This is a genomic window from Variovorax sp. 38R (genome assembly GCF_014843395.1).
GTDB classification, from domain to species: Bacteria; Pseudomonadota; Gammaproteobacteria; order Burkholderiales; family Burkholderiaceae_C; genus Variovorax; species Variovorax paradoxus_H.
This window is the reverse complement of the sequence record NZ_CP062121.1, coordinates 2,791,743-2,814,417: the sequence shown is the minus strand read 5'-3', so window position 1 is coordinate 2,814,417 and position 22,675 is coordinate 2,791,743. Positions and strand designations below refer to the sequence as shown.

Below are 22,675 nucleotides of genomic sequence, written 5' to 3'. Positions count from 1 at the left end.
AAGACAAAGGACGCGACGACATGCCCGCCGTTTCATCCCGGGGCCGCGGCCGCCGCACGATCAACGAGATCAACATGGTCCCGTTCATCGACGTGATGCTGGTGCTGCTGATCATCTTCATGGTCACCGCCCCGCTCATCACGCCGAGCGTGATCAACCTGCCGACGGTCGACCGTGCCAACAAGCAGCCCGACAAGCCCATCGAGATCGTCATCAAGAGCGACGACGAAGTGCAGATCAAGAAAGACCCGTCCACCGGCACCGGTGGCGCGTCGATTCCCATGACGCAGATCGGCTCGGCCGCCAAGGCCGCGCAAGGCGGCGACGCCCAGCGCCCCGTGGTCATCAGCGCCGACAAGTCGGTGAAGTACGAAACCGTCGTGAAGGCGATGAACCAGCTCAAGCGCAGCGGCATCGAGCGCGTGGGGCTGTCGGTCACGACCACGGGCGGCAAATAAGGCATGTCGCTCGCCCTGGATCGCCCCGAGTTCGCGCCACCACCGCAACGCGGCACGCCCCGCGCGGTGGTGCTCGCGCTCATTGCCCACGCGCTGCTGATCGCCGCCCTCACGTGGGGTGTGCGCTGGCGCAGCGAAGCCGACGACGGCGCGGTCGATGCCGAGCTGTGGTCGACCACGGTGATGCAGGCCGCCCCGCGCCTGTCGGTGCCGGAGCCGCCGGCCCCCGTGCCTGCACCGCCGCCGCCTGCGCCCGCGCCCCCCCCGCCGCCTCCGCCAGCCGTCAAGCCGCCCGAGCCGGCGCCGGCCCCTGCGCCCGACATCGCGCTGGAGCGCGAGAAGAAGCTCAAGGAACAGAAAGCGCAGAAGGAGCGCGAGCTCGAGCAGCAGCGCCAGCAGCAAAAGAAGAAAGAGCTCGAAGCCAAGGAACGCGCCGAAGACGAAGCCGAGCGCAAGAAAGAGCAACAGAAGAAACTGGCCGACCAGAAGAAGCAGCAGGAAGCCGATGCCAAGCAGGCCGAAGCGAAGAAGGCTGAAGCGGCCACCAAGCAGGCGGCTGCCGACCGCGCCGCGACGCTCAAGCGCATGCAGGGCATGGCCGGTGCCAGCGGCAGCGACGATGCCAAGGGCAACGCGCTGCGGTCGTCCGGCCCGTCGAGCGGCTATGCCGGCCGCATCGCCGCCGCCGTGCGCCCGAACATCACCTTCCCCGATGCCGACAGCGTGAACGGCAACCCGGAAGCCGAGTTCGAAGTGAGGCTGGCACCCGACGGCACCATCGTCGGCGTCAAGCTCGCCAAGTCCAGCGGCCTGCCGGCCTGGGACGAAGCCGCCGAACGCGGTCTTCGCAAGACCGACAAGCTGCCGCGCGACACGGACGGGCGCATCTTCCCGTCGCTCATCGTCACGCTCAAGCCCAAGCGCTGAGGCCGCAATCACCCACATCGTGGGTGATTGCAAGCGACACCACCCGCTCGTTTAGGATCGTCGGCAACTCATTGTTGCTGGCGCTCCTGACATGGTCGACTCTTTCCCTGCCGTTCGCCTCCAAGACCTGACGCCGCTGCCCTACCAGCAGGCGCTCGCGGCTCACCTCCAGGCGAACGAACCCGAGGCCTGGCGCTGGGCCGCCTCCGCCGAAGCGCGCGAAGAACACACGGCCGCCATGCGTGCCGAGTTGCTGCGCAGCGCCTACCGGCTCGACGCCGAGGCGCACCCCGATCTGCACGCCGACGCCACCCTGGCCGCGCAGCGGCTGGGCGTCACGGCGCGCATCACGCTCTACCAGGCCCCGTCCGGCGACGGCGCGGCAATGAATGCCGCCATCTACGTCGTGCCGGGTGAGGCGCACATCGTGCTCTCGGGCCCGCTGCTCGAACGGCTGCAGAGCCCCGAGCGCCAGGCCGTGCTCGGCCACGAACTCGCGCACTACCTGCTGTGGGAGCGCGACGGCGGCAAGCACCACGTCGTCGACCGCCTGCTGCACGCCACGGCGGCCGACCCGCGTGCCGATGCGAGCCACCTGCAGGCCGCGCGGCGCCATGCGCTGTACACCGAGGCCTTTGCCGACCGCGGCGGCTGCGTGGCCTGCGGCGCGCTCGAGCCCGCCGTGAGCGCGCTCATCAAGATCGAGACCGGCCTCACGCAGGTCAACGTGGCGAGCTACCTGGCGCAAGCCGAGGAGATCTGCGCCGACCCCAACAACAAGGCGCTGCAGACGCGCAGCGTGAGCCACCCCGAGGTGTTCGTGCGCGCCCGCGCGCTGCGCCTGTGGACCGGCCGCGAGCACGACGCCGACGAATGGCTGGCCGCCGCGCTCGAAGGCCCGCTCGACCTGGGCACGCTCGACATGCTCGGCCAGCAACGCGTGAGCGCGCTCACGCGCGGCACCCTCGCGCAGCTGCTGCAACGGCCCGTGCTGCAGTCGGAATCGCTGCTGGCGCATGCGCGCCGCTTCTTCCCCGACTTCGCGCCGCCCACGTCGGCCATGCCGCCGCCCGAGCCCGCGCCCACCGGCCTGCACGACTACCTGGCCAGCGTGCTGGTCGACTTCGTCGCCGCCGACCCCGAGATGGACGACGTCACCCTCGCCGCCGCGCTGGGCCTGGCCGATGCGCTCGACTGCGCCCAACCCTTCGAACAGCGCGTGCTGAAAGACCTGGGTCTGTCCAAGCGCAACTTCACCCGCGTCAAACGCGACGCCGCCGCCTTGCTCGACAAGGCCGCCACCACCCCGTCGTCTTCTTCGCAGGCCACCGCCGCATGACCCTCGCTCCCGCCCCGCTCCTGCAACTGCTCGCCACCGCCGAGACCCACGGCGGCCTGCAGACCGACGACGTGCTCAAGCTCGTGCTGCCGCTGCTGCGCGAGGTCTCGGCCCTGCACGAACTCGGCAACGTCGCCGCGCTCGGCAGCGCCTTCGCCTACCGCGTGACCGACGCGCCCGCCGAACCCGCGCTGGCGCTGGCCCAGCCCGACGGCACCGCGCCGCGCCGCCACCCCGAGGCCATCGCGCCGCTCGAACAACCCGCCGCCTCCGTGCTGCGCGTGGTCGGCGAAACGCGACTGACCGTCGACGCCGAGGCCGGCGTCGCGCTCGAAAACCTCGCGGTCATGGCCGATGCCGGGCCCGACACGGTGCCCACGCGCCCCGTCTACCTGCCCGGCTACACCGCGTGGGAGCTGCGCCTGGGCCACCACGATGCGCTCGGCGACATCCTGTGCCTGGGCCAGGTGCTGGCCAGCCTGTCGTGCGGGCTCGACTTCACCGACAGCGACGACCTCACCCGCTTCGCCACGCACCGCGGCAACCTGTTCGAGCTGAACCGCCGGCTGCACCCCGTGGTGGCCGCCGTGATCTTCGAGATGACCGCGCTCGACCGCCACGAGCGCGCGCGCGACCTGCCCTCGGTCATCCGCCGCCTCGAGACCTACCGCGACCAGCCCGTCGACCTCGGCCTGGACCGCATCGCACCGGCCCGCGACGGCGCAGGCCAGCGCCGCCAGGCGATCCAGCTGCACCTGCGCGACCGCCTGTTCGACCTGTCGCGACGCAACCGCCTGCTGTACTTCAAGCCGACGCAGGCGCATGTGAATCTCACCGTCGCCAGCGTGCCGCTGGTGGTCGACCTGAACAGCATCCGCACCGACCAGCTGTGCGTGTGGGACGGCCGCTTTGCCGCCGACATCGCCAGCTGCGACCCCGTGCCGCTGGCGCGCTGGCTGCGCTTCGAAGACCAGCCCTACCTGCCGGGCGCGCTCGACCGCATCCTGCAGGAGGCGCGGCGCGACCGAGCCGAGTACGGCTTCTCGCAGCTGTCGCTGGTGGTGGCCTTCCTGCGCTGGCACAACCTCAAGGAAGGCGAAGCCGAACGCGCCGAGCGCATCGCCTCGCCGCTGCTGATGCTGCCGGTGGAGCTGACGCGCAAGAAAGGCGTGCGCGACCAGTACCTGCTCGAAGCCTCCGCCAGCGAGGCGCAGGTGAACCCCACGCTGCGCCACCACCTGCGCCAGCTCTACGGCATCGCGCTGCCCGAGACGGTGGACCTGCGCGAAACCTCGCTCGAACAGTTCCACGCGCAGCTGTCGGCGCAGATCGCGCAGAGCGAGCCCGGCGTGCAGCTGCGGCTCGTGAAGCAGCCCGAGATCGCCGTGATGCACCAGCGCGCGCGCCAGCGGCTCGAACAGTTCAAGCGCCGCACCCGCGTGCGCTCGCCCTCGGCGGTGCCGGTGGCCTCGCAAGACTTCAGCTACGCACAGGACGACTTCCGCCCGCGCGGGCTGCAGCTGTTCCATGCGCGCGTGCGCCCCGTGCCGCTGCCGGTGCGCGAGGCCGTCGGCGGCGCGCCGCAGCCGCGCGCGCCGCAGATGGCAGCCACTGCTGCCGATGACACCGAGCGCAAGACCTTCGCGCTGCGCGACAGCGGCGGCAACCCCTACCAGTGGGACATCGACCTCACGGCCGTGACGCTGGGCAACTTCAACCACCGCAAGATGTCGCTGGTGCGCGACTACTCGGGCCTGGCCGAATCCGACCTGGCCAGCGAGGCCTTCGACCGCGTGTTCTCGCTGCAGCCGCGCCGCGTCGACGCCGAGACGCCGCCCGCCCTGCCGCTGGCCGACCAGTGGCCCGTGGTGCAGGCCGACGCCACGCAGACGGCGGCGGTCGCACTCGCGCGCACGGGCACCAGCTACATCATCCAGGGCCCGCCGGGCACGGGGAAGTCGCAGACCATCACCAACCTGATCGCCGACTACGTGGGCCGCGGCCAGCGCGTGCTGTTCGTCTGCGAGAAGCGCGCCGCCATCGACGTCGTGTTCCACCGCCTGCGCCAGCAGGGGCTGGACGAGCTGTGCTGCATGATTCACGACTCGCAGGGCGACAAGAAGGCCTTCGTGCAGAACCTGCGCAAGACCTACGAACTGTGGCTCGAAGCGCCCGGCACGCTGGCGCAGGAAAGCACCGAGCGCACGCAGGTGCTCGACGCCATGGACCTCGATCTGCGCGCGCTCGAACGCTTCGACGCCGCCATGCACGACGTGCCCGAGCACATCGCGGTGACGCTGCGCGAACTGCTCTCGCGGCTCGTCGCACTCAAGGCCAGCGACCCGTCGCTCACGCCGGTGCAGGCCGAAGCATTGCCCGCCTTCGCGGCCTGGCGCCGGCATGCGGAGCTGGTGTCGCGCCTGCACCTGGCCGTGACTGAAAGCCTGGGCGCGCCCAGCTTCGCGCAGCATGTGTTCGCGCAGCTCGCGCCATCGCTGCTCGCGCAAGAGAAACCACTCGCGCGGCTGGTCGAACGCAGCGAACGCGCCATCGACCTGAGCGCACCTTGCCGCGATGCGCTGGTCGACGCCTGGCCGCCGCTGGCCGAGGCCGGCGTGCTGTGGCGCGATGCGCTGGCCGTGGTGGCCGATGCGCGCAGCGTCGCCTCGCTGGCCGCGCGCGGCCAGCTGGCGCTGCTCGACGCGGCGCACCCGAGCAGCCTTGCGCTCGGCATCGCCCTGAACGACAAGCGCACGTTGCAGCAAGCGCTCGACGCGCAGCTGCAGCGCACCGCCCACTGGCGCGACAAGCTCTCGCCCGGCGACACCGAAGCCGCGCTTGCCCAGGCCCGCGCGCAACAAGGTTCGCTGTTGCGCTGGCTGCAGCCCTCGTGGTGGCGCCTGTCGGGCGAACTCAAGCGCCGCTACGACTTCGCCGCGCATGCCGTGCGCCCGCAGTTCAGCCAGCTCCTCGAAGACCTGCGCGCCGAACAGGCCGCGCGCACCGCGCTCGACCAGCAGGCGGCACGCATCGAGGCCGACTACGGCTGCACCGACGCCGACGCCTTCGCGCAGCAGCTGCAGGCGATGCGCGGCATCGACGGCGGCGCCGGCCTGCGCGCGGCGTTCCAAGTCCACCTGCGCACCGACGCGGCCCGCCGCAGCGTCGAACAGCTCGTCGCCGCCGCACCGCGCGTCGACACGCTCGACGCCCTCTGGCACGACCTGCTGCACGACGCCGGCGCGCAACCGCTGGACGCGCTCGACGCGCTGGCCCGCACGCTGCGCGACCAGGCCGACGCGCTGCCGTCCGTGCTCCAGCCGCTGCAGGAACTGGCCGACGCCGACCCGGCCGTGGCCGCCGCGCTGCGCACCCTGCCGCTGCCGCCCGAGGCGATCGAGTACGCCGTCGCGCGCGAAGGGCTGGAGCGTGTCTACCGCACCGAGCGCTGGCTGCCGCGCTTCGACGGCGCCACGCTCGCGCGCCACGCACAGCGCCTGGGCGAAGGCGAACGCAAGCTGCTCGAACGCAACGCACGCACGCTCGCCGCCGCGGTGCGCCAGCGCTTCCGCGACCATGTGCAGAAGAGCGCCCTGCCCGCGAGCCAGCTCGACGCCGACGGCAAGGTCTTCAAGAAGAGCTACAACGCGGGCCGCCGCGAGCTCGAGCACGAGTTCGGCAAGACCATGCGCTACAAGGCGATCCGCGAACTCGCCAGCGGCGACACCGGCCGCGTGGTGCGCGACATGAAGCCGATCTGGCTCATGAGCCCGCTGTCGGTGTCCGACACGCTGCCGCTCACGGCCGACCTGTTCGACGTGGTGATCTTCGACGAGGCCAGCCAGATTCCAGTGGAAGAAGCCGTGCCCGCGCTGTATCGCGCGCCGCAGATCATCGTGGTGGGCGATGAGATGCAGCTGCCGCCGACGAGCTTCTTCTCGTCGGGCCGCGACGCCGAGGAAGACACCGTCACCGTGGAAGGCGACGATGCAGAGAACGGCGAGGAAGGTGAACGCATCGCCGTGGTGCTCGATGCCGACAGCCTCTTGAACCAGGGCGGGCGCAACCTGCCGGCCACGCTGCTGGCCTGGCACTACCGCAGCCGCTACGAGTCGCTCATCGGTTTTTCGAACGCGGCCTTCTACGCGGGCAACCTGTACACCATTCCCGACCGCAGCCTGCCCGCGCCCGAGCGCGGCGAGATCGTGGTGCAGTCGCGCAGCCCGACCGACGAGTCCGTGAAGGCGCAGGTCGACGCCCTGCTCTCACGCGCCATCAGCTTCCACCGCGTGGCCGACGCCGTGTACGAGAACCGCATCAACGACGGCGAGGCGCGCCACATCGCACAGCTGGTGCGCGAGCTGCTCCAGCGCGAGACCGGGCGCAGCCTGGGCATCGTGGCGTTCTCCGAAGCGCAACAGGGCGAGATCGAGGAAGAGCTGAACGCGCTCGGTGCGGTCGATGCCGACTTTGCGGCGCGGCTCGAAGCCGAGTACGTGCGCGAGGAAGACGACCAGTTCTGCGGCCTCTTCATCAAGAACCTGGAGAACGTGCAGGGCGACGAGCGCGACATCATCATCCTGAGCATCTGCTACGGCCCCAACCCCGAGGGCCGCATGCTGATGAACTTCGGCCCCATCAACCAGCGCGGCGGCGAGAAGCGGTTGAACGTGATCTTCAGCCGCGCCAAGCATCACATGGCGGTGGTCTCGACCATCCGCCACGAGGCGATCACCAACGACCACAACGAAGGCGCGGCGGCGCTGAAGAACTTCCTGCGCTATGCCGAGTGCCTGTCACGCGGCGACGAGGACACGGCGCGGCGCGTGCTCGAAGGCATGAACCCGCTCGCGCGCGGCCACGTGGCGCGGCAGGCGCGCACGGACGACGTCACGGCGCAGATCGCGCAGGCGCTGCGCGCACGCGGGCATGCGGTGGACGAACAGGTGGGTCAGTCGCGTTTTCGCTGCGACCTCGCGGTGCGCGCATCGGGCCAGGGCCACTACGCGCTGGGCATCCTCGTGGACGGCGCGGCGCAGGACGGCCACCGCCACAACGTGCTGGAGCGCTACGTCTCGCGCCCGCGCATCCTCGATGCTTTCGGCTGGCAGGTGATGCAGGTGCTGGCCAAGGACTGGCTGCACGCCCCCGGGGCCGTGCTCGACCAGGTCGAACAGGCGCTCGGGAAAAAGGCCGGGGTCAGCGCAGGACGGTGATGACGCGCTTGACGTCGAGTTCGGTCTTGCCGGTGAGCCGGTCCTTGTCGAACTCGCCGCTGAGCTCGACGCGCACCTTGTCGTCGATCTTCACGCCCGGCGGGAAGTACTTGGCGTCGATCTCGACCTTCAGGCGCCCCGTGTCGTCGGCAAAGGTGTAGTGCTCGCCGCCGTCGTGCGAGACGATGAAGCCGCGCACCGTGGCGTGCTGGTCGTCCTGGCCGGTTTCGAGCAGCTGCTTGACCGTCAGGTTCGGCACCGACGTCGGGCCGGCATACTGGGCCCAGGCCGCGGCCATGGGCAGCGCCACGCCGAACATCAACGCGGTGGTCTTGAAGATCTTCTTGAAATGCATGCGGTCTTTTCTCCTGTGAGTGGCCCAAGGCCAGGTTGCAACAGACAGATGGACCGCGCGCAGGCCTGCGGGTTCCCCAAGCTCGCGCGGTCCGATCAATCGTAGATGACCTGTGCCTTGCCCGCTTCGGCCTGCGCGGTCCAGCTCGCAAGCGCCGCATCGGTCGGGAAGAACTTGGCGCGCTCGCCCAGTTGCAGCTCGACCTGCGCCCCGCCCCGCGCCATCGACAGGCGCACGGGCAGGCCGTGCACGAGGTCGCCGACCTCGGTCTGCTCGGTGCGCGCCGGAAAGTCTTTCAGGAGGCGCGCGATCTCGGGCACCTTGCCGTTGACCGCCACGCGCAGGAACTTGCCGAAGCGGCAGCGCGCCGAGGCCAGGTCCCACACCTGCTGCACCTGGAAGCGCGCCTCGAAGCCGCCGCGCGCGGGCTGCAGCTTGCCGCTCACGATGACGAGCTCGTCGTCCTTCAGCGTGTTGCGGTTGGCGTTGATGAGCGCCTCGTCGGCCGTGGCGTCGATCGACTCCGACTTGTCGTCGAGCTTGAAGATCGCCAGCCGGCCGCGCTGGCCGTTGATGACGCGGAAGTCGCTCACGATGCCGGCAATGACCTGCGGGTCGCGGCTGTCGAGCAGGTCGCCGATCTCGCGCTTGCAGAAGCGCCGCACCTCGTGCGCAACCTCGTCGAACAGGTGGCCCGACAGATAGAAGCCGACCGCCGTCTTCTCGAAGGTCAGGCGCTCTTTCACGCCCCAGGGCGTGGCGTCGACGAGGTCAGGTTCCTGCGTGGCCGAGCCATGCTCGCAGTCGCCGAAGATGTCGACCTGCGAGGCATTGGCCGCGGTAGCACTGGCGAACTCGAAGGCACGGTCAACCGAGGCGATGAGCGACGCGCGGTTCTGCTGGATGGCGTCGAACGCGCCGGCCTTGATGAGCGCTTCGACCGTGCGCTTGTTGATGCGCTGGCGGTCGATGCGCACGCAGAAGTCGTACAGGCTCTTGAACGGCCCGCCCTCTTCGCGCGCCCGCACCACCGCCTCGACCGCGAGCTGGCCCGTGCCCTTCACGGCGCCCAGGCCGTAGCGGATGATCCGGTTGGTGACGGGCTCGAAGCGGTAGTTGCCGCGGTTCACGTCCGGCGGCTCGAAGGTGATGTTGAAGTTTTTCTGGGCGTCTTCGAACAAGAGCTTGAGCTTGTCCGTGTCGTCCATTTCCACGGTCATATTGGCGCAGAAGAACTCGGCCGTGTAATGGACCTTGAGCCAGCCCGTGTGGTACGCCAGCAGCGAGTAGGCGGCGGCGTGCGACTTGTTGAAGCCGTAGCCCGCGAACTTCTCCATCAAGTCGAAGATTTCGTCGGCCTTGTCCTGCACGATGCCGTGCGTGGCCAGGGCGCCCGCGCGGAACTTCTCGCGGTGCTCGGCCATTTCCTCGAGCTTCTTCTTGCCCATCGCGCGGCGCAGCAAGTCGGCGCCGCCGAGCGAGTAGCCGCCCAGGATCTGCGCGGTCTGCATCACCTGCTCCTGGTAGACCATGATCCCATAGGTCTCGGAGAGCATTTCGGCCACGGCCGGGTGCGGGTACTCCACGTCTTCGCGGCCGTGCTTGCGCGCCACGAAGCTGGGAATCAGGTCCATCGGGCCCGGACGGTACAGCGCGTTCAGCGCGATCAGGTCTTCCAGGCGCGTGGGCCGCGCGTCCTTCAGCATGCCCTGCATGCCGCGCGATTCAAACTGGAACACGGCCTCGGTCTTGCCGTCGGAGAACAACCGATAGGTCGGCCCGTCGTTCAGCGGGATGTTCTCGAACGCAAAGTTCTCCTGGCCCTTGTGGCGCTTCATGATGAACTCGCGCGCAATCTCCAGGATGGTGAGCGTCGCAAGACCCAAGAAGTCGAACTTCACGAGGCCGATGGCTTCGACGTCGTCCTTGTCGTACTGGCTCACCGCCGATTCGCTGCCGGGCTGCTGGTACAGCGGGCAGAAGTCGGTGAGCTTGCCCGGCGCAATGAGCACGCCGCCGGCGTGCATGCCGATGTTGCGGGTCATGCCTTCGAGCTTCTGTGCGAGCTCGACCAGCATGCGGACTTCTTCTTCCTTCTCGATGCGCTCCGCCAGTTGCGGCTCCATCTCGATGGCGTAGTTGTTCTTGTCGCCTTCGATCTTGGTCGCGGGCGGATATTGCAGCGTGACCGACATGCCCGGCTTGTTCGGAATCAGCTTGCTGATGCCGTCGCAGAACATGTAGCTCATGTCCAGCACGCGGCCCACGTCGCGGATGGCCGCGCGTGCGGCCATGGTGCCGAAGGTGGCGATCTGGCTCACGGCGTTGCGGCCGTACTTGTCCTTCACGTAGTCGATCACGCGGTCCCGGTTGCCCTGGCAGAAGTCGATGTCGAAGTCGGGCATCGAGACGCGTTCGGGGTTCAGGAAACGTTCGAACAGCAGCTTGTATTCGAGCGGGTCGAGGTCGGTGATCTTCAGCGCATAGGCCACGAGCGAGCCCGCACCCGAGCCCCGGCCCGGGCCCACGGGGCAGCCGTTTTCCTTGGCCCACTTGATGAAGTCGCCCACGATCAGGAAGTAGCCGGGGAAGCCCATGTTCAGGATCGTGTTGATCTCGAACTCCAGGCGCTCCACGTAGCGCGCCCGTTCGGCCTCGCGCTTGGTTTCGTCGGGGAACAGGTGCTTGAGCCGCACCTCCAGCCCGTCGAACGATTCCTGGCGGAAGAACTCGCCGATCGGCATGCGCACGCCTTCGCTGATGAAGGGCGTGGGGAAGTCGGGCAGCTGCGGCTTGCCGAGCACCAGCGTGAGGTTGCAGCGCTTGGCGATCTCGACCGTGTTGGCCAGCGCGCTCGGCACGTCGGCGAACAGCGCCTGCATTTCGGCGCTCGATTTGAAGTACTGCTCTTCGGTGAACTTACGCACGCGGCGCGGGTTGCCCAGGATTTCGCCTTCGGAAATGCACACGCGCGCTTCGTGCGCTTCGTAGTCCTGGCGCTCGGCGAACTGCACCGGGTGCGTGGCGACCACCGGCAGCTTCAGGCGGGCCGCGAGCTTCACCGCGGCAATCACGTGCGGCTCGTCTTCCGGTCGGCCGGCGCGTTGCAGCTCGATGTAGAAACGGTGCGGGAACATGCCCGCGAGTTGCAGTGCCAGCTCGGCGGCGCGCTCTTCCTGGCCCTGCAGCAGCGGCTGGCCCAGCGGCCCGGCCTGTGCGCCCGACAGCGCGATCAGGCCGCCCTGCAGCTCCTGCAGCCATTCGAGCTTGCAGGCCGCCTGCGACTGGCCGCGGCTCACGTTCTGCGTCCAGGCGCGGGCCAGCAGCTCCGACAGGTTGAGGTAGCCCTCGATGCTCTGCACCAGCAGGATGAGGCGGGTCAGCGCGCCGGGCTCCTTGCCCAGCCCGTCGATGAAGATTTCAGCGCCGATGACAGGCTTGACGCCCTTGCCCCGGCCCTGCTTGTAGAACTTGACCGTCCCGAACAGGTTGTTCAGGTCGGTGATGGCCAGCGCGGGCTGCTTGTCGGCAGCGGCGGCCTTGATGACTTCGTCGATTCGATTCGTGCCATCGACGACGGAAAACTCGGTGTGCAGACGCAGGTGAACAAACATCCGTCGATTGTAGGAAGCCGCCCTCCACGATGTGGTGTGGCGATCCCTACAATCCCGCCCCGTGCAAGAGATTTTGAATATCGCCGCCTACAAGTTCGTGGGCATCAACGACAGCCCCGTGCTGCGTGAGACCCTGCGCGACCGCGCGCAGGCCCTGGGCCTCATGGGCACCATCCTGCTGGCGCCCGAAGGTATCAACCTGTTTCTGGCGGGGCCGGCGCAGGCCATCCATGCCTTCCTGGCCGACCTGCGCGCCGATGCGCGCTTTGCCGACCTCGAAACCAAGGAAAGCTGGTCGGCCACGCAGCCCTTCCGGCGCATGCTGGTGAAGCTCAAGCGCGAGATCATCCGCATGGACCACCCGGCGATCCAGCCCGCCGCCGGCCGCGCGCCCGGTGTGGACGCGCCCACGCTCAAGCGCTGGCTCGACCAGGGCCACGACGACGAAGGCCGCGAGATCGTGATGCTCGACACGCGCAACGACTTCGAAGTCGACGAAGGCACCTTCGACGGCGCGATCGACTGGCGCATCACCAAGTTCACCGAATTCCCGCCCGCACTGAAGGCGCACCGCGCCGACTTCGAAGGCAAGACCGTGGTGAGCTTCTGCACCGGCGGCATCCGCTGCGAGAAGGCGGCCATCCTCATGCGCGAGGAAGGCGTGGAACACGTGCTGCAGCTCGAAGGCGGCATCCTCAAGTACTTCGAGGACGTCGGCGGCGCGCACTACCACGGCGACTGCTTCGTGTTCGACGGTCGCCGGGCCCTGGCGCCCGACCTCAGCGCGCGCGCCTCCGACGCCAGCGCCCGGGCCTCGGAAGACCCGGACCTCGGCATCAAGCAGTAAGCAACGCGCGCGGGTTCAGACCGGCGTGGTGCCGACGTCGGGCTCGCGCACGCCGAAGGGCTTGCCCGGCAGCGGGATGAACTCGGTCTCGCCGGGCACCTGGCCCATGCGCTGCGCGGCCCAGTCGCCGCCAGCTTCGAGGATGCGCTCGCGGCGGCTCGAAACGAAATTCCAGGTGATGTAGCGCGGGCCATCGAGCGGCTCGCCGCCGATCACCATGAGGCGCACCGCCGTGTCGGCGGTGAACACCGCGCCCTGCCCCTCGGGCAGCACCGCCATCGTGTGGGCGGGCGCCGGCTCGCCGTTCACCTGCGCATCGGCATCGACCATGTAGACCGCCAGTTCGGGTGCCAACGCGGGCAGCTCGAAACGGCCGCCGGCCGGCAGCGCGATGTCCAGGTAGACCGTCTGCGCCAGCGTCTTCACCGGCGAGCGCACGCCGAAGGCCTCGCCCACCAGCACGCGCACCGGCACGCCCTGCACCGTCAGCTCGGGAATCGCCTCGGCCGGCGTGTGCTCGAAGCTGGGCTCGACCTCTTCATGGGCCTGCGGCAGCGCGGCCCACAGCTGCAGGCCGTGGTTGACGTAGGTGTCGGCCAGCAGGCGCTCGGGCTTGCGCTCGGAGTGCACGATGCCGCGCCCCGCGGTCATCCAGTTGATGGCGCCGGGCTGGATCTCCTGCACGCTGCCGAGGCTGTCGCGGTGCATCATCGCGCCCTCGAACAGATAGGTGACGGTCGACAGGCCGATGTGCGGATGCGGCCGCACGTCGTGCGCGTTGCCAGGCTGCTCGGTGGCCGGACCGAAGTGGTCGAAGAACACGAAGGGCCCGACCGAGCGGCGCTGCGCCGCCGGCAGCACGCGCCGCACGTTGAAGCCACCGCCCAGGTCCTTGTCGTGGGGTCGCAGCAATTGGATTTCGGGGATGGTGTCGGTCATCGTGAGGTCCTTGTGGGCGAAGTTCGGTGGGGGCGTTATGCGCGTGATCTTGCCACTGCACCCACGCGCTCGCCGAAGGCACGTGCCGTCTCGAGGTCGCCCTTGGGCATCTCGGCCGGGCTCGCGTCCGAGGGCGATTGCGTGAGCAGGCCGCCGTAGCCGCCGACGTAGTTCATCGCATCGCGCGTGGCCGCCTTGTTGTTGGTCGGCAGGATGCCCATGCTGACCCAGATGCCGCTGTGCTGCATGGCCAGCGTCCACAGGTAGGTCATGGTCGTGACCTTGTCGCCGTTCATCGTGGCGCTGTTGGTGAAGCCGGCGAAGAGCTTGTCTTTCCAGCCCTGCGTGTACCAGACCTTCGACGACGCATCGGCGAATTTCTTGAACTGCCAGCTCACGCCGCCCATGTAGGTCGGCGAGCCGAAGATGATCGTGTCGGCCGCGGCCAGCGTCTCCCAGCCATCGGCCGGCAGGTTGCCGTCGGCGTCGATGGCGAGCAGTTGCGCGCCCGCCCCGTCGGCCACGGCCTGGGCCACGCGCTGGGTGTGGCCGTAGCCGGAATGGAAGACAACGACGATGTTTGCCATGAAACAAGTTTCCTCAAAGAAGCGATGAAGTCAGCAGGCCGCGCCCACGAGGTGCGCGCGGCCTGGAGGGAAGCGAGCTTACTTTTTATCGATGCTGAAGCGACCGGCGCCAAAGGCAGCGAAAGCCAGCAGACCGCCTGCGATCGCGATGTTCTTGAAGAACATCAGCTGGTTCACGAAGGCCTTGTCGGCGGGCATGGCCCAGTAGTTGTGGAACAGCACAGCCGCGGCCACGGTGAAGATCGCCAGCACGATCGCCGACACGCGCGTCTTGAAGCCGACCAGCAGCAACAGGCCGAGCCCCAGCTCCACGACGATCGCGATGACCGCCGCCACCTGCGGCAGCGGTGCGCCCACCGAGGAGATGTACCCCACGGTGCCGGCAAAGCCCATGAGCTTGCCGAAGCCGGCGGGCACGAACAGCGCAGCGAGCAGCACGCGGCCGATGAGTGCCAGCGTGTCCTGGGCGGCGTTGGGGGCGGTGGTTGTGGTGGAAATGGCCATGGTGAAAACTCCTCGGTGGTTATGGAAGGAACAGGGAAACAAAGAAGAAAAAGACGCCGTCTCAGGCCGCCAGGTCGAACACCAGCACTTCGGCATCGGTGCCCGCGCCGAGCGTGAGTTGCGATTCGCCTTCGAGCATCGCGGCGTCGCCGCCCACGAGCTTCTGGCCGTTGACTTCGAGCGCGCCGCGCACCAAGTGCACGTAGCTCTTGCGTTGCGGGTCGAGCGCCAGGCTTGCGGTTTCGCTGCCGTCGAACAGGCCGGCGAAGAGGCGCGCGTCGGCGTTCACCGTCACCGAGCCGTCGCGGCCGTCGGGCGAGGCCACGAGGCGCAGGTTGCCGCGCTTCTCGGCGTCGCTGAACTGCTTCTGCTCGTAGCCGGGGGCGATGCCGCGTTCCTTGGGCTCGATCCAGATCTGCAGGAAGTGCGTGGTCTCGTCCGCCTTGTGGTTGAACTCGCTGTGCATCACGCCGCGCCCGGCGCTCATGCGCTGCACGTCACCCGGCGGAATGGATTCGATGTTGCCCATGCTGTCCTTGTGCGCGAGTTCGCCCGAGAGCACGTAGCTGATGATCTCCATGTCCCGGTGGCCGTGGGTGCCAAAGCCGGCGCCCGCCGCCACGCGGTCTTCGTTGATCACCCGCAGGTTGCCGAAGCCCATGAAGGCCGGATCGTAGTACCCCGCGAAGGAAAAGCTGTGGAACGAGCGCAGCCAGCCATGGTCGGCATAACCGCGCTCCTGAGATTTGCGTACTTTCAACATATCGAACTCCTTGCTGCCCCACCCGGTTCGGGCACCGGGGCTTTCGTCGTGGGCCGCGCCGGATGCGCAGCGGATGAGAAGAATTTTGGGCTTCCATCCCCCGCTGAAAGACGCCCGGTTTTGATGGCATCATTCAAATTATTTGAACGATGGAGCCCAACCCATGCCCAGCGCCCGAGACGTACTGACCCCCGACGCGCTGGCCATGCTGCAGACGGTGGCGGCCGCCGGCAGCTTTGCCGCCGCCGCGCGCGCGCTCGGGCTCGTGCCCAGCGCACTGAGCTACCGCGTGCGCCAGATCGAGGACGCGCTCGACGTGCTGCTGTTCGACCGCAGCGCGCGCCAGGCCCGCCTCACCGAGGCCGGCGCCGAACTGCTGCGCGAGGCCGCGCGCCTGCTCGGCGAGATCGACGCCGTGGCCAACCGCGTGAAGCGCGTGGCCACCGGCTGGGAGCCGATGCTGACCATCGCGGTCGACAGCGTGATCGCGCGCGACCCATTGCTCGACCTGTGCACCGCCTTCTTCACGCTCGACCCGCCCACGCGCCTGAAGCTGCGCGACGAAACGCTGCTCGGCACCATCGAGGCGCTGACCAGCGGCGAGGCCGACCTGGCCATCGGCGCGGTGCTGGATGCCGCGAGCCTGGCCTTCACCGCCACCGGCATCCGCAGCCGCCCCATCGGCGAGTTGCGCTTCGTGTTCGCCGTGGCACCGCACCATCCGCTCGCACGCCTGCCGCAGCCGATCAGTGATGCGGTGCTGCGACAGCACCGCGCGGTGGCCGCGGCGGACTCGGTGCGCAGCGGGCCAAGCATGACGGTGAACCTCGTCGGCGGACAGGACGTGCTCACCGTGCCCAGCATGCAGGCCAAGATCGCCGCGCAGTTGCACGGACTGGGCGGCGGCTTTTTGCCCGAGCCGATGGCGCGGCCCTACATCGAGGCCGGCCATCTCGTCGAACTGCAGACCGAACGCCAGCCGCCGCTGGGCACGATGCACTGCGCGTGGCGCGTGCGCAGCGCGGGCAAGCCGGGGCGCGCGCTCGAATGGTGGCTCGCGCAGTTCGAGCATGAGGGCACGCGCAAGGCACTGCTTGAACGGCACCGGGGCCGTTGAACGTCACGCGATGCGGGGCTGCAATACGCGGCTGCATAAGGGTCGCCCCCAGCCCGGCGACGCGCGCAGACCGAGGTAGAGTGTGCACGGCCTCCTCCGTCATCACCCTGTCAAAAGAAAAGAGTCCGCCATGCCCAAAGCCAAAGCCCGCGCCACCGCCGACCGCCACCGAACTCCCGCCGCCGCCCGCCATTACGCCGTCATCGGCGCCGGCATTGCCGGCGTGGCCTGCGCCCGCACGCTGATGCAGGCCGGGCACCGTGTCACGGTGTTCGAACGCGAGGCCACGCCGGGCGGGCGGATGGCGAGCATCGACACCACCTTCGGCCGCTTCGACAGCGGCGCCCAATACTTCACCGTGCGCGACCCGCGCTTTGCGCAGGTGCTCGCCACCACGCCCGCGCTGTGCCGCCCCTGGAGCGCCAACCTCGTGCGCGTGCTCGACGCCCACGGCCGCGTGGCCGAGGCCGCATTGCCCTCGCTGGAGCCGCACTGGGTCGCCCAGCCCGGCATGGACGCGCTCGTGGCCCACTGGGCCGCGCCGCTCGGCGAGCACCTCGTCACCGGCACCCAGGTCACCCGCATCGAGCCCGACGCGCTCGACGCCACCCGTTGGCAGCTGCGCACCGCCGGCGCCGACGATTCGCAGCACGTGTACTCCGGCTTCGACGCCGTGCTGCTGGCCGTGCCGCCCGCACGCACCCGCGAACTGCTGGCCGACGGCGAACGTTCGGCCACGCTGAGCCGCAAGATCGATCGCGTGCGCATCGCACCCTGCTGGGCGCTGATGATCGCTTTCCCCCAGGCCAACCAGGCCAACATGTCGCACCTCGGCCCGCAATGGAACGTGGCGCGCAGCACCCACCACCGCGTGGCATGGCTGGCGCGCGAATCGTCCAAGCCCGGCCGCGAACGCGTCGAACGCTGGACCCTGCAGGCCAGCGCCACGTGGTCGGAAGAACACCTGCGCGACACGCCCGCACGCATCGAGGCCAAGCTGCTGCGCGCCTTCTCGGAGATCACCGGCATCCACGCCACGCCCAGCCATGCGCAGGCGCGCTGCTGGCCCGAAGCGCAGACGCAGGTGCCGGTCGGCCAGACCCACCTGTGGGACGCCAAGGCGCGCATCGGCATCGCGGGTGATTGGTGCATCGGCCATCGCGTCGAAGACGGCTTTGTGTCGGGCCTGTCGCTGGCCCTGGCCGTTCTCTAAGTCCTCCAAGAAAGGATGCGCGCCACCGGCCGCTTCGCGCCCTCGCCCACCGGCCCGCTGCACGCCGGCTCGCTGGTGGCCGCGCTCGCGAGCTGGCTCGATGTGCGCGCGCGCGGCGACCAGGCGCGCTGGCTGATCCGCATCGAGGACGCCGACACCGAGCGCTGCCTGCCCGGCATGGGCGAGCACATCCTGCGCCAGCTCGCCGATTGCGCCCTGCTCCCCGACGAACCGCCCGAGTGGCAGACGCAGCGCACCGCGCACTACGAGGCGGCGCTGGCCGCCCTGCAGGCGCGCGGCCTCGCCTACCCCTGCGGCTGCTCGCGCAAGGACATCGACCTCGCCCTGGCCCGGCTCGGCCATGCGCACGAACGCCACGGTGAGCGCGTGTACCCCGGCACCTGTCGCGATAGCCTGCACGGCAAGCCCGCGCGCGCCTGGCGCTTTGCCGCGCACCGCATGCCGGCCGGCCCGCTGCATTGGAACGACCGCCGCCTCGGCCCGCAACAGCAGGGCGTGCAGCACGAAGTCGGCGACTTCGTGCTGCGCCGCGCCGACGGCCCCTGGGCCTACCAGCTCGCCGTGGTGGTCGACGACGCCGAACAGGGCGTGACCGACGTGGTGCGCGGCGAAGACCTGGCCGACAACACCGCGCGCCAGATCCTGCTGCAGCAGGCGCTCGGTCTGCCCACGCCGAGCTACCTGCACACGCCGCTGGTGCGCGGCACCGACGGCGACAAGCTCTCCAAGCAGAACGGCGCCACGGCCATCGACACCGCCACGCCGCAAGCCGCATTGACCGCGCTCGACACCGCCGCCCGCGCCCTCGGTCTGCGCCCCACGGCAGCCGGCGACTGCACCGCCGCATTGGCCGGCTGGGTGCCCGAATGGCGCGATCTCTACAATTCGCGGCCCTCATGAACATTCCCGACACCGTGTCCAACGACCTCCCGCCCGCGCCTCCCGAAGACGACGCCACCGACGGCAAGCCGCATCCGCTGCACCGCCGCCTCAAGAGCTTCGTGAAGCGCGCCGGCCGCACCACCGACGGCCAGGCCCGCGCCTTCGCCGAGCTGGGCCCGCTGTTCCTCATTCCCTACACGCCCGAGCCGCTCGACCTCACGGCGGCCTTCGGCGGCCGGGCCGGCCCGACGGTGCTGGAGATCGGCTTCGGCATGGGCGAAGCCACGGCGCACATCGCCACCGTGCTGCCCGAGACCAACTTCCTGTGCTGCGAGGTGCACGAGCCCGGCGTGGGCGCACTGCTCAAGCGCATCGGAGAGCAGTCGATCTCGAACATCCGCGTCTGCGCGCACGACGCGGTCGACGTGCTCGACCACATGCTGCAGCCCGGCACGCTGGCCGGCGTGCATGTGTTCTTTCCCGATCCGTGGCACAAGAAGCGCCACAACAAGCGCCGGCTGATCCAGCCCGAGTTCGTGACCAAGCTGGCGCAGCACCTGCGCCCCGGCGGCTACATCCACTGCGCTACCGACTGGCAGCCCTACGCCGAGCAGATGCTCGAAGTGCTGGGCGCCGAGCCGCTGCTGCGCAACACCGCGCCCGACACCAGCTACGCGGACAAGCCGGCGTATCGCCCGCTCACCAAGTTCGAGAACCGCGGCCTCAAGCTGGGCCACGGCGTGTGGGACCTGGTGTTCGAAAAACGCGCCTGAGCGCGCGTCATCTCCCCCCGCTCACTCGAGCCGGAAGCGGAACGGCAGCCGCATCGCGCCGCGCACCGCACGCCCGTCCGCCGTGCGCGCCGGGTCGAAGCGCCACTCCTTGATCGCATCGGTCGCCGCCCGCGACAGCAGCGGGTGCGGCGAGCGTTCGACGCGGATGTCTTCGGGCTTGCCGTCCACGCCGACAAAGAAGGTGGTGACCACCACGCCCTCGATGCCCTCTTCCGCCAGCGCGGGCGGGTACTTGGGATAGCGGCGCTGGCGAATCACCGGGTCCTTCACGACCGCGTCCGCCGCAACGCGCGGATCGGCGCGCGGGGCCGCCATGAGGGTCGGCCCCGACGGCAATGCCATCGGCGGCCCCGCCAGTGGCACCGGTGGCGGCTCGATCATCGATGGCGGCGGCAGGGGTGGCGGGTCGATCATCGGTTGCGGCGGCTGCGGTGCAGCCACGGGCACGAAGACCTCCGGCGCGGGCAGCGCCTTTTCCACCACCTCCGATGGGGGCGACACAACGCAACCGGCGAGCACCACGCACACCCCTCCCAAAACCCAGGACATGTTCAAGTTCATAAGGGCAATTCTGGAGCACCCGCGCCTTCCGCCCTGGCCTCGAAATTGCTACACTTTTTTACTATAGTTAGCAAAAGGTAGCCAATGAACGCGTCTCGCAGGACATGGCTGGGCAAGGCCTCCGCAACGCTGCTTCTGGGAAGCGGCCTCGGCATCACCCGTCCCTTGCTGGCACAGACGCCGCGCCCCGCAGCCGGCGCAGCCCGCGTCGTCCTGCTCGGCCAGTCGGTGCCGCTCACCGGCAGCGCCAACGAGATCGGCAACGCCTTCGCGGCTGGCAGCCGCCTTGCCGTGAGCGACTTCAACACGCGCAACGCCGCCACCGGCTTGCAGCTCAAACTGCTGCAGCTCGACGACGGCTACGACGCCGCGCGCGCCACCACCAATGCACGCACCCTGCTGGGCGCGAACAAGGCCGACATGCTGTTCGGCTTTGTCGGCACCGCCAGCAGCGAGGCCGGCGCCAAGGTCGCCACGCAGCAGGGCAGCCTGCTCTTTGCGCCCTTTGCCGCGTCCGATACGCTGCGCGGCCCCGACCACCCGAACGTGTTCCATGTGCGCCCCGGCATGATCGACGAGGCCCTCAAGATCGTGCGCCAGTGCGCCACCGTGGGGCAAAAGCGCATCGCGCTGGTGGGCGACGACGACGCCATGGGCCGCGCCGGCCTGGCCGCCGTGGAGCAGGCGATTGCCGAACTCAAGCTGCCGCCGCTGGTTGCGAGCGCACTGGTACCCGCCGGCGCCGACAAGCTCGACGCCGCGCTGAAGACCGTGCAGCAGCAGACGCCCCAGGCCATCGTGCTGGTGTCGCTCTCGGGCACCACGGCCGGCGCCATCCGCAAGCTGCGCAAGAGCGGCTACGCGGGCAACTTCATGGCCTTCTCGATCGTCGGCATCGACCCGCTCTACGCCGAGCTGGGCAAGGACATCGGCGGCATCGTGATCTCGCAGGTGGTGCCCTCGCCGCGCCCCTCGGCCATTCCGATCGTCAAGGAGTACCTCGCGGCGGTCGACAACTCCGACCAGACCGCGTCGTACGAAGGGCTCGAGGGCTTCATCGCCGCCAAGGCCGCGGGCGAAGCGGTGCGCCGCGCGGGCCGCGGCTTCAACACCGCGACCCTGCAGCGCACGATGACGGCGATGACCGACTACGACGTCGGTGGCTTCCGCATCAACCTGCGTCCGGGCCTGCGCGACAACGTGCGCAGCATCGACCTGATCAGCATTTCGGCCGACGGGCGCGTGCTGCGTTAAGCCAGGTTCTGCTGGTAGCCCATCGGCGAATAGATCACCACCAGCGCCGTCGCCGGCCCCGACAGCGCATGCCCGCGGTGCGGAATGCGCGCGTCGAAGTGCAGCGTGTCGCCGGGTTCGAGGATGAACTTGTCCACCCCCACCTGCCACTCCACGCGGCCCGTGAGCACGTGCATCATTTCCTCGCCTTCGTGCTCGAAGAACACGAACTTGTCGACCTTGTCGGGAAAGGTGAACAGAAAGGGCTGCAGCGCGCGATCGGTGGTGGCATCGGTGAGCGCGAAGTAGTCGTAGCCGAAGGCGCTGCCGCCCATGACGGTCGGGCGCTTGTCGGCATGCCGCACCAGGCTCACGCCGCGCCAGCTCTGCTGCGCATGCGCGGTGTCGGTCAGCAGGCTCGCAGCCTCGATGCCCAGCACGCTCGCGATGCGCGCCAGCGAACCGATCGGCGGCACCTTCTTGCCGCTCTCGATGCGCGAGAGATAGGCCTTGCCGAAGCCGGCCTGCTCGGCCAGCGCCGCGAGCGTCAGGCCCGCCTCGAGGCGGCGTTGCTTGAGGCGCACGCCGAGATCGACATGCGCCGGAACCTCGGCGGGAACCGCGGGCGCCGCCGGGACCATCGGCGCGGCGGGAGCGGCGGGTGCCGTCGCGCGCTGGGGCGATCGGGCGGTTTTCTTTGAAGCAACCATGCGCCGAATTTAACGGAACCGGTTTACCGCCCGGCACACCCGGTTGCCCAGGCGGCCATCGCCGCGCCGACGCGGCTCAGTTCCGCTCGGCCTCGAAGCCCGCGGCGTTGAAGAACACGTTGGGCTTGCGGTAGATCGCGAGGATGGTGCAGCCCTCGTCCGAACGCGTCTCGTGCAGCGAGCCCGGCTGGCGCCAAACGAACTGGCCGGCGCGGCAGATGCCGTCGTGGTCGGAGAACGAGCCCTCAAGCACCCAGCTCTGCTCGATCTCGGGATGCTTGTGGAACGGCAGCACCGCGCCTGGCTCCCACTTGAGCAGCACGGTCATCTCACCCGACTCGTCGTTGCGGTAGAGCACCTTCATCTGGATCTTGGGGAACTGCGAGGGCCGCCATTCGAGCGTGGCGGGATCGACGTAGACGGAACCACCGATGGTGGGTTGCAGCTTGCCGGAGAGGCGTTCCTTGAAGACAGCGGACATGGTGTGGGACTCCTGTGGATGAGGAATGGTTGGGGGGGACGGGGACATCGCCTCAGCGGGTGGATTCGATTCTAGATCGAAGTTTCCCATTGGACAACTTTTGAAAATTGAAGA

At 69.1% G+C, this 22,675-nt stretch carries 19 protein-coding genes; 10 read left to right on the top strand and 9 right to left on the bottom strand.

Annotation, left to right across the window (positions count from 1 at the left end; all coding sequences use genetic code 11):
• Positions 1–20 precede the first annotated feature (20 nt).
• From IG196_RS12765 to IG196_RS12750, 4 genes are all read left to right on the top strand, one after another.
• Entirely contained in the window at positions 21–458 is a 438-nt protein-coding gene (locus tag IG196_RS12765) for an ExbD/TolR family protein (RefSeq protein ID WP_070060386.1), read from the top strand.
• A 3-nt stretch (positions 459–461) separates the two neighbouring features.
• A complete protein-coding gene (locus tag IG196_RS12760) occupies positions 462–1,385 on the top strand; it encodes a cell envelope integrity protein TolA (protein ID WP_192196452.1) in 924 nt (307 codons plus the stop codon).
• A 91-nt stretch (positions 1,386–1,476) separates the two neighbouring features.
• The gene (locus IG196_RS12755) at positions 1,477–2,724 is read left to right on the top strand and encodes a SprT-like domain-containing protein (RefSeq protein WP_192196451.1); all 1,248 of its coding nucleotides are present in this window, start codon (positions 1,477–1,479) and stop codon (positions 2,722–2,724) included.
• A complete protein-coding gene (locus IG196_RS12750) occupies positions 2,721–7,940 on the top strand; it encodes an AAA domain-containing protein (protein ID WP_192196450.1) in 5,220 nt (1,739 codons plus the stop codon). Before IG196_RS12755 ends, IG196_RS12750 begins: the two co-directional genes overlap by 4 nt.
• On the opposite strand, the gene IG196_RS12745 is transcribed toward IG196_RS12750, so the two are convergent.
• Both IG196_RS12745 and dnaE read right to left on the bottom strand, forming a co-directional pair.
• On the bottom strand, positions 7,924–8,295 hold the full coding sequence (locus IG196_RS12745; protein WP_180839055.1) for a YgiW/YdeI family stress tolerance OB fold protein: 372 nt from the start codon (positions 8,293–8,295) through the stop codon (positions 7,924–7,926). The genes IG196_RS12750 and IG196_RS12745 overlap by 17 nt on opposite strands.
• A 95-nt stretch (positions 8,296–8,390) precedes the next feature.
• Positions 8,391–11,909, bottom strand: a complete 3,519-nt coding sequence (gene dnaE, locus IG196_RS12740) for a DNA polymerase III subunit alpha (RefSeq protein ID WP_192196449.1) — start codon at positions 11,907–11,909, stop codon at positions 8,391–8,393.
• Positions 11,910–11,970: 61 nt separating this feature from the next.
• Here dnaE and IG196_RS12735 point away from each other — a divergent pair, with 61 nt between their 5' ends.
• Positions 11,971–12,756: a sulfurtransferase gene (locus tag IG196_RS12735; protein WP_192196448.1), complete on the top strand. Its 786-nt coding sequence runs from the start codon at positions 11,971–11,973 to the stop codon at positions 12,754–12,756.
• 15 nt (positions 12,757–12,771) lie between these two features.
• Here IG196_RS12735 and IG196_RS12730 read toward each other — a convergent pair whose 3' ends face one another.
• The 4 genes from IG196_RS12730 to IG196_RS12715 form a co-directional block, all read right to left on the bottom strand.
• Positions 12,772–13,695 (bottom strand): pirin family protein, encoded by a 924-nt coding sequence (locus IG196_RS12730; protein ID WP_192196447.1) that lies wholly within the window; start codon positions 13,693–13,695, stop codon positions 12,772–12,774.
• A 35-nt stretch (positions 13,696–13,730) separates the two neighbouring features.
• On the bottom strand, positions 13,731–14,282 hold the full coding sequence (locus IG196_RS12725) for a flavodoxin family protein (protein ID WP_101492856.1): 552 nt from the start codon (positions 14,280–14,282) through the stop codon (positions 13,731–13,733).
• Between the two features lie 78 nt (positions 14,283–14,360).
• A complete protein-coding gene (locus IG196_RS12720; protein ID WP_180288689.1) occupies positions 14,361–14,786 on the bottom strand; it encodes a DoxX family protein in 426 nt (141 codons plus the stop codon).
• Between the two features lie 61 nt (positions 14,787–14,847).
• Positions 14,848–15,549, bottom strand: a complete 702-nt coding sequence (locus tag IG196_RS12715) for a pirin family protein (RefSeq protein WP_192196446.1) — start codon at positions 15,547–15,549, stop codon at positions 14,848–14,850.
• 163 nt (positions 15,550–15,712) lie between these two features.
• Between IG196_RS12715 and IG196_RS12710 the strand changes: the two genes are divergently transcribed.
• The 4 genes from IG196_RS12710 (at position 15,713) to trmB (ending at position 19,555) form a co-directional block, all read left to right on the top strand.
• Positions 15,713–16,666 (top strand): LysR substrate-binding domain-containing protein, encoded by a 954-nt coding sequence (locus IG196_RS12710; protein WP_192196445.1) that lies wholly within the window; start codon positions 15,713–15,715, stop codon positions 16,664–16,666.
• 130 nt (positions 16,667–16,796) lie between these two features.
• Positions 16,797–17,879, top strand: coding sequence for an NAD(P)/FAD-dependent oxidoreductase (locus tag IG196_RS12705; protein ID WP_192196444.1), 1,083 nt, complete (start codon positions 16,797–16,799; stop codon positions 17,877–17,879).
• Between the two features lie 15 nt (positions 17,880–17,894).
• Entirely contained in the window at positions 17,895–18,800 is a 906-nt protein-coding gene (gene gluQRS / locus IG196_RS12700) for a tRNA glutamyl-Q(34) synthetase GluQRS (RefSeq protein WP_192196443.1), read from the top strand.
• Positions 18,797–19,555: a tRNA (guanosine(46)-N7)-methyltransferase TrmB gene (trmB, locus tag IG196_RS12695; RefSeq protein WP_192196442.1), complete on the top strand. Its 759-nt coding sequence runs from the start codon at positions 18,797–18,799 to the stop codon at positions 19,553–19,555. The genes gluQRS and trmB overlap by 4 nt, the downstream gene beginning before the upstream one ends.
• Before the next feature lie 21 nt (positions 19,556–19,576).
• On the opposite strand, the gene IG196_RS32205 is transcribed toward trmB, so the two are convergent.
• Positions 19,577–20,125: an energy transducer TonB gene (locus IG196_RS32205; RefSeq protein WP_192196441.1), complete on the bottom strand. Its 549-nt coding sequence runs from the start codon at positions 20,123–20,125 to the stop codon at positions 19,577–19,579.
• Positions 20,126–20,221: 96 nt separating this feature from the next.
• Here IG196_RS32205 and IG196_RS12685 point away from each other — a divergent pair, with 96 nt between their 5' ends.
• Positions 20,222–21,391 carry an ABC transporter substrate-binding protein gene (locus IG196_RS12685; RefSeq protein ID WP_192196440.1) on the top strand — a complete coding sequence of 390 codons (1,170 nt, stop codon included), beginning with the start codon at positions 20,222–20,224 and terminating at the stop codon, positions 21,389–21,391.
• Here IG196_RS12685 and IG196_RS12680 read toward each other — a convergent pair.
• Together IG196_RS12680 and IG196_RS12675 are read right to left on the bottom strand one after the other, a co-directional pair.
• Positions 21,388–22,080 (bottom strand): helix-turn-helix domain-containing protein, encoded by a 693-nt coding sequence (locus tag IG196_RS12680; protein ID WP_192196439.1) that lies wholly within the window; start codon positions 22,078–22,080, stop codon positions 21,388–21,390. The genes IG196_RS12685 and IG196_RS12680 overlap by 4 nt on opposite strands.
• Positions 22,081–22,156: 76 nt before the next feature.
• On the bottom strand, positions 22,157–22,561 hold the full coding sequence (locus tag IG196_RS12675; protein ID WP_192196438.1) for a cupin domain-containing protein: 405 nt from the start codon (positions 22,559–22,561) through the stop codon (positions 22,157–22,159).
• Positions 22,562–22,675 lie beyond the last annotated feature (114 nt).

Coding starts and splice junctions, on each gene's coding strand:
- IG196_RS12765 (WP_070060386.1), top strand. CDS start 21: ATGCCCGCCGTTTCATCCCGGGGCCGCGGCCGCCGCACGATCAACGAG.
- IG196_RS12760 (WP_192196452.1), top strand. CDS start 462: ATGTCGCTCGCCCTGGATCGCCCCGAGTTCGCGCCACCACCGCAACGC.
- IG196_RS12755 (WP_192196451.1), top strand. CDS start 1,477: ATGGTCGACTCTTTCCCTGCCGTTCGCCTCCAAGACCTGACGCCGCTG.
- IG196_RS12750 (WP_192196450.1), top strand. CDS start 2,721: ATGACCCTCGCTCCCGCCCCGCTCCTGCAACTGCTCGCCACCGCCGAG.
- IG196_RS12745 (WP_180839055.1), bottom strand. CDS start 8,295: ATGCATTTCAAGAAGATCTTCAAGACCACCGCGTTGATGTTCGGCGTG.
- dnaE (WP_192196449.1), bottom strand. CDS start 11,909: ATGTTTGTTCACCTGCGTCTGCACACCGAGTTTTCCGTCGTCGATGGC.
- IG196_RS12730 (WP_192196447.1), bottom strand. CDS start 13,695: ATGACCGACACCATCCCCGAAATCCAATTGCTGCGACCCCACGACAAG.
- IG196_RS12725 (WP_101492856.1), bottom strand. CDS start 14,282: ATGGCAAACATCGTCGTTGTCTTCCATTCCGGCTACGGCCACACCCAG.
- IG196_RS12720 (WP_180288689.1), bottom strand. CDS start 14,786: ATGGCCATTTCCACCACAACCACCGCCCCCAACGCCGCCCAGGACACG.
- IG196_RS12715 (WP_192196446.1), bottom strand. CDS start 15,549: ATGTTGAAAGTACGCAAATCTCAGGAGCGCGGTTATGCCGACCATGGC.
- IG196_RS12710 (WP_192196445.1), top strand. CDS start 15,713: ATGCCCAGCGCCCGAGACGTACTGACCCCCGACGCGCTGGCCATGCTG.
- IG196_RS12705 (WP_192196444.1), top strand. CDS start 16,797: ATGCCCAAAGCCAAAGCCCGCGCCACCGCCGACCGCCACCGAACTCCC.
- gluQRS (WP_192196443.1), top strand. CDS start 17,895: ATGCGCGCCACCGGCCGCTTCGCGCCCTCGCCCACCGGCCCGCTGCAC.
- trmB (WP_192196442.1), top strand. CDS start 18,797: ATGAACATTCCCGACACCGTGTCCAACGACCTCCCGCCCGCGCCTCCC.
- IG196_RS32205 (WP_192196441.1), bottom strand. CDS start 20,125: ATGTCCTGGGTTTTGGGAGGGGTGTGCGTGGTGCTCGCCGGTTGCGTT.
- IG196_RS12685 (WP_192196440.1), top strand. CDS start 20,222: ATGAACGCGTCTCGCAGGACATGGCTGGGCAAGGCCTCCGCAACGCTG.
- IG196_RS12680 (WP_192196439.1), bottom strand. CDS start 22,080: ATGGTTGCTTCAAAGAAAACCGCCCGATCGCCCCAGCGCGCGACGGCA.
- IG196_RS12675 (WP_192196438.1), bottom strand. CDS start 22,561: ATGTCCGCTGTCTTCAAGGAACGCCTCTCCGGCAAGCTGCAACCCACC.